Annotated in this window: 7 protein-coding genes; 3 read left to right on the forward strand and 4 right to left on the reverse strand. The window is 71.7% G+C overall.

What is annotated here, in order from left to right; genetic code table 11:
* On the reverse strand, positions 1-339 hold a 339-nt coding region (locus AOK15_RS26805), incomplete at its 3' end, for a flavin reductase family protein (protein WP_055520928.1).
* A 559-nt stretch (positions 340-898) separates the two neighbouring features.
* Between AOK15_RS26805 and cdgB the strand changes: the two genes are divergently transcribed.
* The gene (cdgB, locus tag AOK15_RS26810) at positions 899-2,677 is read left to right on the forward strand and encodes a diguanylate cyclase CdgB (protein WP_055520929.1); all 1,779 of its coding nucleotides are present in this window, start codon (positions 899-901) and stop codon (positions 2,675-2,677) included.
* Positions 2,678-2,884: 207 nt separating this feature from the next.
* Complete coding sequence (locus AOK15_RS26815) at positions 2,885-3,859, forward strand: CBM35 domain-containing protein (RefSeq protein WP_055520930.1); 975 nt, start codon at positions 2,885-2,887, stop codon at positions 3,857-3,859.
* Between the two features lie 23 nt (positions 3,860-3,882).
* Here AOK15_RS26815 and AOK15_RS26820 read toward each other — a convergent pair whose 3' ends face one another.
* From AOK15_RS26820 to AOK15_RS26830, 3 genes are all read right to left on the reverse strand, one after another.
* Positions 3,883-4,809, reverse strand: a complete 927-nt coding sequence (locus tag AOK15_RS26820; protein ID WP_055520931.1) for a 1-phosphofructokinase — start codon at positions 4,807-4,809, stop codon at positions 3,883-3,885.
* Positions 4,810-5,087: 278 nt separating this feature from the next.
* Positions 5,088-6,335: an N-acetylglucosamine-6-phosphate deacetylase gene (nagA, locus tag AOK15_RS26825; RefSeq protein WP_079058726.1), complete on the reverse strand. Its 1,248-nt coding sequence runs from the start codon at positions 6,333-6,335 to the stop codon at positions 5,088-5,090.
* Positions 6,335-7,297, reverse strand: a complete 963-nt coding sequence (locus AOK15_RS26830) for an ROK family protein (RefSeq protein WP_055520933.1) — start codon at positions 7,295-7,297, stop codon at positions 6,335-6,337. Before AOK15_RS26830 ends, nagA begins: the two co-directional genes overlap by 1 nt.
* Before the next feature lie 244 nt (positions 7,298-7,541).
* On the opposite strand from AOK15_RS26830, the gene AOK15_RS26835 reads away from it, so the two are divergent.
* Positions 7,542-8,035 (forward strand): ABC transporter substrate-binding protein (locus tag AOK15_RS26835; RefSeq protein WP_240508607.1); only part of this gene is annotated, 494 nt, incomplete at its 3' end.

An 8,035-nucleotide genomic window follows, 5' to 3' on the forward strand; every position in this document is an offset into this window, starting at 1 on the left:
GGTCAGGGGGCCGGGGGTGTGGGGGACGGACTCGAAGAGCAGGCGGTCGCTCACGCGGCCCTTCATGGCGAAGCGGCCCGCGATGGTGCGCTGGTGCTCCGAGAGCAGGGAGACGGCCCAGAGCGGCTGCTCGGCGAGGAGGTCGTCCATCCGGGAGCCCTCGCGGAGGCTGACCAGGACGAGGGGCGGGTCGAGGGACACCGACATGAACGACGTGGCCGTCATACCGACGTCCTCGCCGCGCGGCCCCTCGGGATCCGGCTGCGCCTCGTGCGCCGTCACCAGGACCACACCCGCCGCCAGCCGGGACATCACCGCACGGAACTCGTCTTCGCTCACCCCCTCAGGATGCCCGCCGGGCAGGGAAGGGTGAGCCTCAGGGGGCGTGCGGGGCGGCCATGTCGCCGGCAGCGCGGACAGGGGCGGTGCGGGGGAGGCCGGGGTGGCTGAGGGCTTCGACACGTCCGCACGCTAGTCCGTGCCGCCGGGCCGCCACATCCGGCCGGAGATCCACCTCCGGGCCGGTCCTGCGACCTAGGTCGCACCCCTCGGCCCCGGCCGCGCCGCGTGCTCGGCGTTGGCTCAAAAGAATCTGTCTACCCCGTCATCGCACTCGGTCATCACCGCGCACAGGGCCTACACAGAGTCCTGAATTCTGTTCAGGAAGCGCACGGTGGAAACGCATAAACTCCACTCAATTGCTCATGTTTTGTTGTGACTTGAGTCACAGGAGCCATATTTTGTTGACCCTGTGTACCGAGTGGGCTTCGCGCTGTGATTCAGTGGCGGGGACGCTGCAAGCTGTAAGCAGGAACTGTAAGCGGTAGTAAGCCCATGAGTTACGCCGGATAGCAACCCTGGAGCCTGGAGCTGCCACAAGATCTCGGGGGGAGGGCGAATGGAAACCGAGTCGGAGCCTTACGTCCGTCTGACGACGCTGCGGCAGCTGCACCAGGTGATGGCGGACATGAACACCGCACGCAGCCTGGCCGACACGCTGCAGACCGTCGCCGACGGTGTGGTCAACGGCCTGGGGTACGAGCTGGCGTGCGTCAACCTCGTCCGCCCCGACGGAGACCTCGTCGTCGCCGCCCTCTCCGGGAACTCCGCCGCCGAGGCACTGATCACCGGCCGCGTGGGCTCCCGCGCCTCCTGGGACCGCCGGCTGAACATGGGCGAGTCCTGGGGCGACCTGCGGTTCATACCCCACACCGAGGGCTGGGTCCTCGACGAGGACGACGTACCGCAGTGGTACACCGACGGGCCCGCGCCCCGCTTCGAGGACGAGTGGCACCCCTCCGACCGCCTCTTCGCGCCGATGTACACCCCCGGCGCCGGCGGCGCCTCCTGCGGTGAGCTGCTCGGGGTCATCTCCGTCGACCGGCCGCGCAACGGCCGGCGGCCCGGCGCCTGGGGGCGCGAGGCGCTCCAGATGTACGCCTTCCAGGCCGCCATCGCCATCAGCAACGCGCGTCTACGTGCGAATATGCAGCGCGCACTGGTCAGGCTCGAACGGGAGCAGCAGGCGCTGCGGGCCAGCGAGGAATCCTTCCGCCAGGCGTTCGAGTACGCCCCGAGCGGGATGGCCATCGCCGAGATGGGCGGGGACCAGCACGGCCGGATCCTGCGGACCAACGACGCGCTGTGCCGGCTGCTCGGGCGGCCCGCGTCCGCCATGCGCCGGTACTCCTTCTCCGACCTCGTCCACCCCGAGGACATCGGCACCCTTCTGCGCACCTCCGCCGAGGGCGGCCGGGCCGAGCTGCGGCTCGGGCGCCGCGACGGCACGTACGTCTGGGTCAGCCTGCGCAACTCCGTCGTGGCCGACGCCGCCGACGGGCCCCGATTCCTGCTCACCCATGTCGAGGACATCGAGGAGCGCAAGCGCCGCGAGCTCCAGCTCGCCCACCGCGCCTCCCACGACGCGCTGACCGGCCTGCCGAACTCCGCGGAGCTGCGCTCCCGGCTCTCCGCCCGTATCTGCCAGCGCCCCCAGGCGCTCCCGGCCGGCGCGGCGGCCGACTCCATGGACGCCACCTTCGGGGAGAACTTCGGGGACGGCCTCACAGACGGCTTCGGGCAGTACGGCGACTTCGGGATCGCCCAGCACCCGTCCGCCCAGCACCCCGCCGTCCCCCTACCGCACCCGTCGTTCGACGCGTACGAGGCCGGCGGGAACGGGGCGCACGCCTTCGACTTCCACGCGGCCACCGGGCCGTACGACGCCTTCGACCACCATGTGCACACCGTGGCGCCCGAGAGTGAGCGGGACGACGGCACCAAGGGGCTCGCGGTGCTCTTCTGCGACCTCGACGGGTTCAAGTCGATCAACGACCGGTTCGGGCACAACGCGGGCGACGCCGTCCTCATCGAGGTGGCCCGTCGGCTCAGCCGGGGCGTCCGCGACGGCGACACCGTCGCCCGGCTCGGCGGTGACGAGTTCGTCGTCCTTGCCGACGGGCTCGGCCGCGCCGACGCCCAGGACCTCGCCGTACGCCTGCGCAACGAGATCATCCAGCCGATCCGGGTCGACGGCCGCGCGATGCGCGTCGGCGCCAGTTTCGGCATCGGATGGGCGCACTGCGGGATGACGGCGGACGAGGTGTTGAAATCGGCTGACGAGCGGATGTACGTCGAGAAACGATCTCGTCCCAAACAGCATCGGCGGGCCGGATGACCAGAGCCGGGCAGTAGCCCGCCAATCCGGGAAAAGCGCTGGTGAGGCCCCCGATGAGGGGCCTCCCGGCGCGATGGTGACTCAGGCCACGAGGGCTGAGTCACCCGTTTGGCTCAGCGTGAGCGGGTAGGCTCGCTCTCCTACACCCCTGTTGCAAGAACCGCCACCCGTACGCCGCATGTACCGCACCGCTGAGGAGACCTAGGGATGACGCCCGGCAACAACGGCGCGAGCACGCCCGAGGACGACGACCCGTTCGGCTACCTCTACGCCGACGGCCAGGCCCGTGGCGCCCAGCCGCCCACGGGAAGCTACGGCTACCCCAACGCCGTCAACCGGGTGCGGCCGGTCGGTGAGCGCCAGTACGGGCAGCAGACCCAGCAGCCGTCCGCGGCCCAGCAGGCCCCCACCGCCGCGTACGGCCAGGTCCCGCAGCAGAACGGCTACGGCCAGCCGAACGCGCACTACCAGGCCCCGGAGTCCTTCTCCGGCGGCGCCGAGACGACCCGCCAGCAGTCGTACGGCAGCGGCGGGGGCGGCGGGCGCGGCCGCGGCCCCAACACCAAGGGGCTGCTGATCGGCGCGATCGCCGTCGTGGCCGCCGTGGTGATCGGCATCGGCGTCGCCATGATCGGCGGGGACGACAAGGCGGACGACAACGCCGGCGGCCCCTCGACCACGCCGACGGCCGATCAGAACACCGAGCCCAGCCCGTCGACGACCAAGAAGACCGAGCAGAAGCCCGGCGAACTCCCCAAGGCGGAGGCCAAGACCCTCCAACTCGGCGGCAACGCCACGGTCGCCTCCGACATCCCAGGCGCCAAGTCCGAGGGCGGCTTCTACGTCGGCAACTTCAACTCGGTCGGGTCGTCGGTGACGTGGAAGATCGAGGACGTTCCGTCTGGGGGCAAGTACACGCTGTACGTCCTCTACGGCGTCCCGGGCAAGGACCAGAACGCCACCCTCTCGGTGAACGGCACCGCCCAGACCCGCCCCCTCAACCTGGCCAACTTCTCGAAGGGCCCCGAGGGCGACTACGAGAAGGGCTGGACGAACACCTTCGCGCTCGTCCAGCTCAACAAGGGCACCAACGAGGTCAAGATCTCCTGCGAGCAGGGCAACTCCTGCGACGTGAACTTCGACCAGATGTACCTGGAAAAGGGCTGGAAGAAGAGCAACTGAGGTCCTGAGCGGGTCCAGCCCTCTCAGGCCGCGCTGACCTCGCCCGTCACCGCCACCTGCGTCCGCAGCTCGTCGTACGCCCGCTGGTCGAACTCGCCCGCTGCCGGGGCCAGTACGGTCGCCGCCGACAGGGCTGTCGCCCGGGTGAGGCGGTCGGGCCAGGGGAGGTGTTCGACCAGGCCCGACAGGAGGCCCGCGACCACCGCGTCGCCGGCGCCGGTGGGGTTGCCGCGGAAGCGGCGGGGCGGGGTCGCCCGCCAGTGGCCCTCGGGCGTGTGGGCGAGGAGACCGTCGGGGCCGAGCGAGGCGACGACCGCCTGGGCACCCCGGCGGCGCGCGTCACGTGTCGCGCGCGACGGCTCGTGGGAGCCGGTGAGTTCGGCCAGTTCCTCGGCGTTCGGCTTCACCACGTCGGGGCGTGCCGCCACCCCGCGCCGCAGCGGCTCACCGCTGGTGTCCAGCAGGACGGGGACGGCCAGGGTGCGCGCCGTACGGATCAGGCCCGCGTACGCCCCCACCGGCACCCCCGGCGGCAGGCTGCCGCACAGGGCCACCGCCGAGGCGGAGCGCAGCAGGACCTCGTACGCCTCCTGGAACGCGGACCACTCGGCCGGGGTGATGATCGGCCCGGGTTCGTTGAGCTGAGTCGTGTCACCGGTGGCGTCGACGACCGCGATCGTCCGGCGCGTCGCGCCCGCCACCGGCACCAGCGCGTCCACGATGCCCGCCGTCCGGGCGAGCCCTTCCTGGACGGCGCGTCCGGTGCCGCCGCCGACGAAGCCGGTGACCGTCACCTCATGGCCGAGGGCGGCGAGCACGCGGGCCACGTTCAGGCCCTTGCCGCCGGGGCGTTGGATCACCTCGGTCACCCGGTGCGTGGCATGGGGCCTGAGGGCCCGTACGCGGTGGGTGATGTCGAGAGCGGTGTTCAGCGTGACCGTGAGGATCACCCGGAGCTACCCCCTCGAATTCGACGGCGCGACGCGTTCGGTCTTCGTTGACCTCAGAATGCGCTCGGCGACAGCTGTTGCGGAGGCTCGATCATGCCAAAAGAGCGGCGGTCGGCCCAGTCCCCGGGGCCAACCGCCGCACTCCGCACCACCCGCCAACAAAGGGGCGGATCGGTCCGGTTGGGGATCGATCGAACCCACCGGCCGTCCGCCACCGGCCCCCCGCTAACGGCCACCGTCCGCCGTCGGCCGTGGCCCGTTCGCCGTCGGCCGTCGGCTCAGTCCGTGAAGGGGTCCACCGCCCAGGTGCCCTTGCGCAGGACGCCCTTCACCGTGAACTCCGCGTCGAGGAGGACGATGTCGGCGTCCTTGCCCGGCTCCAGGGAGCCGATCCGGTCGTCCAGGCCGAGGAGCCTGGCCGGGTTGGCGGAGAGCGCGGCGACGACGGACTCGACGGGGAGGCCGTCGAGGGTGACCGCCCGCCGGAAGGCGCGGTCCTGGGTGAGGGTCGAGCCGGCGATGGAGCCGCCCTCCACCAGGCGGGCCACCCCGTCGGCGACCTCCACCTCCAGCGGGCCGAGCATGTAGCGGCCGTCGCCGAAGCCGGCCGCGTCCATCGCGTCGGTGATGAACGCCACCCGTTCCGCGCCCGCGTGACGGAACGCCAACTGGAGGGCGGCCGGATGCAGATGCGTGCCGTCGTTGATCAGCTCGACGGTGATCCGCTCGTCCTCCAGGAGCGCCGCGATCGGGCCGGGGGCGCGGTGGCCCAGCGGGGGCATCGCGTTGAACAGGTGCGTGGCCACGGTCGCGCCCGCCTCGATGGCCCGCACGGTCTGCTCGTACGTGGCGTCCGTGTGCCCGATCGCCGCGAGGACGCCGTGCTCGGCGAGGAGCCGTACCGAGTCCAGGCCGCCGGGAAGTTCGGTGGCCAGGGTGACCATGCTCGCCCTGCCGCGTGCCGCGTCGACCAGCTTGCGGACCTCCGCCGGGTCCGGGTCGCGCAGCAGCGCCTCGGAGTGGGCGCCCTTGCGGCACGGGGAGATGAACGGGCCCTCGAAGTGGATGCCCGCGATGTCGCCCTGCTCGGCGAGTTCGGAGAGGAGCCCGGCGCGGTGGGCGAGGCCGTCCATGTCGCCGGTGACGGTGGAGGCGACGAGGGTGGTGGTGCCGTGCAGACGGTGGGTGTGGATGCCCCGCAGGACGTCCTCGACCGTGCCCGAGGTGAACGAGGCTCCGCCGCCGCCGTGGTTGTGGAGATCCACGAAACCGGGGACGGCCCACAGACCGTCGGCCGCAAGGACGGGGGCGTCGGCGGGGGCGTGCTCGGCGATCCGGGTGCCGTCGACCACGACCCGGCCGTTCTCGACGATGCCGGTGGGGAGGACGACGTCGACGCCTTCCAGCACGTAGGGCCCCGCTGTGGACGGGGGCCACGGGCGCGTGGGGGCCTGCCGCGCGGCTGACCGCGCCCCTTCAGGCAGGCTGCTCGGACCGGAAGCGGAAAAGTCCTGCTGGGCTGGCATCAGGGGGTTGCCTCCGAAGCGTCCGTGGGGGTCGTGGGGGTGGTGTCCGTGAGGAGGTCCCAGGCCAGGAGGCCGGCGCCGAGGCAGCCCGCCGTGTCACCGAGGTTCGCCGGGACGAGTGCGGGGACCTTCTGGAAGGTCACCCGGTGTTCGATGGCGGCCCGCAGCGGGGTGAACAGGGTCTCCCCGGCCTCGGCGAGGCCGCCGCCGATGATCAGGGTGCGGGGGTCCAGCAGGGTGATCGCGGTAACGAGGCCGTCGGCGAGGGCGTCGACCGCCTCCTGCCAGACGCCGCGGGCCCGCGGGTCGCCGTACTCCACCGCCCGCGCGCAGTCCGCCGCGTCCGCGCCGGGGTCGCCGGTGGCGGCGGCCCAGGCCTGGCTGACGGCCGCCGCGGAGGCGAAGCGCTCCAGACAGCCCCGCTGACCGCAGGGGCACGGGGTTCCCCCGGGGCGTACGACGATGTGGCCGATCTCGCCGGCGAAGCCGTGCGCGCCCGCCTCGACCCGGCCCTCGACGCCGATCGCGCCGGCGATACCCGTGCCGAGCGCCACGAAGAGGAAGCGGTCGGCGCCCAGGCCCGCGCCGACCCGGCCCTCGGCGAGACCGCCGGTGCGCACGTCGTGGCCGAGGGCGACCGGTATGCCGCCGAGACGCTCGGCGAGGAGCGCGCGCAGCGGTACGTCGCGCCAGCCGAGGTTGGCCGCGTAGACGGCGACGCCGCGCTCGGCGTCGACGATGCCGGGCACGGCGACACCGGCGGCGGACGCGGGCTCGCCGAAGTGCCGCTCGCCGTGGCCGCGCAGCTCGGCGGCGAAGTCGAGGATCGACGCCACGACGGCGTCCGGCCCGCGGTCGCGGCCGGTGGCGAGGCGCGCCTGGTGCAGCAGCTCGCCGCCCGCACCGACCAGCGCGGCCTTCATCCCGGTGCCGCCCACATCGAGGGCGATGACATGTCTCACGAGGGACAGTGTGGCCCGTGTACCCTCAAGAGGTCTAGTCCACTCACGTGGTGTAGACCTTATGGAGAAGTTCAAGAAGTTGAAGGATTAACGGGCTTGGGCGCAGGCCTGTGATCCAGGCTGTTTTGTTCGAAGCCCGTTCGATAAGCGCGACAGGTTTGGGGCAGTACGAGTGCGACAGCGGCGGACGAAGACCCACATCAGGACCACCTCGACACTCGCGGCACTGTCCGCGCTGGGGCTGATGTCCACGCTTGCGGGCTGCGGCGCCGGGGAGACGGACGGGCAGAAGGTCACCCTGAAACTGGTGGCCGCCGACTACGGCGACTCGAAGGCCAACAGCTCCCAGCAGTACTGGGACGACCTCGTCACGGCGTACGAGAAGGACCACCCCGACGTCGAGATCGACGTCACCGTGCACTCCTGGAACGACATCGACCGCGAGGTCAAGAAGATGGTCGACGCCGGTGAGGCCCCCGACATGGCGCAGATCGGCACGTTCGCCGACTACGCCGCCGCCGGGAAGCTCTACGAGGTGGACGACCTGCTCTCCATACCCGTCCAGGGCAACTTCCTCGGCCAGCTCGCCAACGCGGGCAAGGTACGGCGGGCCTCGTACGGGATGCCGTTCGCCGCGTCCACCCGCGTGCTCTTCTACAACAAGAAGCTGTTCGCCAAGGCCGGGATCGACGACGCCCCGCGCACCTGGGGCGAACTGGCCGCCGACGCCGAGGCGCT

Origin of the sequence: Streptomyces ossamyceticus, from assembly GCF_001418475.1 — a bacterium.
Lineage (GTDB): Bacteria > Actinomycetota > Actinomycetes > Streptomycetales > Streptomycetaceae > Streptomyces > Streptomyces ossamyceticus.

Excerpts from the sequence above, each read along its gene's own strand:
- cdgB (WP_055520929.1), top strand. The coding sequence starts at position 899 with ATGGAAACCGAGTCGGAGCCTTACGTCCGTCTGACGACGCTGCGGCAG.
- AOK15_RS26815 (WP_055520930.1), top strand. The coding sequence starts at position 2,885 with ATGACGCCCGGCAACAACGGCGCGAGCACGCCCGAGGACGACGACCCG.
- nagA (WP_079058726.1), bottom strand. The coding sequence starts at position 6,335 with ATGCCAGCCCAGCAGGACTTTTCCGCTTCCGGTCCGAGCAGCCTGCCT.